The 964-nt window shown below is 77.1% G+C and carries 1 protein-coding gene and 1 pseudogene; both read left to right on the top strand.

Translation table 11 applies throughout. The features are described 5' to 3' along the window. Positions 1–212: pseudogene (locus G3I41_RS04230) on the top strand (oxidoreductase); the annotation flags it as partial. Continuing rightward, positions 212–964 (top strand): pantoate--beta-alanine ligase (gene panC, locus G3I41_RS04225; RefSeq protein ID WP_164398953.1); only part of this gene is annotated, 753 nt, incomplete at its 3' end. The pseudogene G3I41_RS04230 and the gene panC, both read left to right, overlap by 1 nt.

The raw sequence follows: 964 nt of genomic DNA, 5'->3' as shown, positions 1-964 counted from the left end.
TGCGCGCCCACGCCCCGCAGACGGTCGCCGGTTACGTGGCGATGGCCCGCGCCACGGCGGACCGCGCCCTCGCCCACGGCCTGCTCAAGCCGGAACTGGCCGAGGACCTGCTGGACGCGCTGGCGGACGGCGGCGCGGGCACGCGGGGCCCCGCCCCGGACGGCGGCCCGGCCTCTTCCGGCGACACCGGCACCGGACCGGAGGAGTCCTGATGACCGCCACCACGTCCACCGCCCCGGTCCTGCTGAACACGGCCGCCGAGCTGAGCGCGTACGCCCCCGAGGGGCGGCGGGCCGTCGTCATGACGATGGGCGCCCTGCACGAGGGCCACGCCTCGCTCATCCGCGCCGCCCGCGCCCACGCGGGCCCCGCCGGGCAGGTCGTCGTCACCGTCTTCGTCAACCCGCTCCAGTTCGGCGAGGCCGCCGACCTCGACCGCTACCCGCGCACGCTCGACGCCGACCTCGCGGTGGCCGGCGCGGCCGGTGCCGACGTGGTCTTCGCGCCCTCCGTGGACGAGGTCTACCCGGGCGGCGAGCCGCAGGTCCGGATCTCGGCGGGCCCGATGGGCGAGCGTCTGGAGGGGGCGTCCCGCCCCGGGCACTTCGACGGCATGCTCACCGTCGTCGCCAAGCTGCTCCACCTCACCCGGCCGGACACCGCGTTCTTCGGGCAGAAGGACGCCCAGCAGCTGGCGCTGATCCGGCGCATGGCGCGCGACCTGAACTTCCCGGTGGAGATCGCCGGTGTGGAGACGGTCCGGGAGCCGGACGGCCTCGCCCTGTCCAGCCGCAACCGCTTCCTCGACACGCACGAGCGCCGCACCGCGCTCGCCCTGTCCCGCGCCCTCTTCGCGGCCCGTGACCGCCTCGCCGCCCAGACCGCCCTGCACGCCCGCGCACAGGCCACCGGCGCGACCGAGGACCGGGCCGCCGGGCTCAACCGGCTCGGCGAGGCCCGGCTC

Source organism: Streptomyces sp. SID9727 (genome assembly GCF_010550605.1).
Lineage (GTDB): Bacteria > Actinomycetota > Actinomycetes > Streptomycetales > Streptomycetaceae > Streptomyces.
The sequence above is the reverse complement of the archived record's forward strand: the minus strand, read 5'-3'. Positions and strand labels throughout refer to the sequence as shown.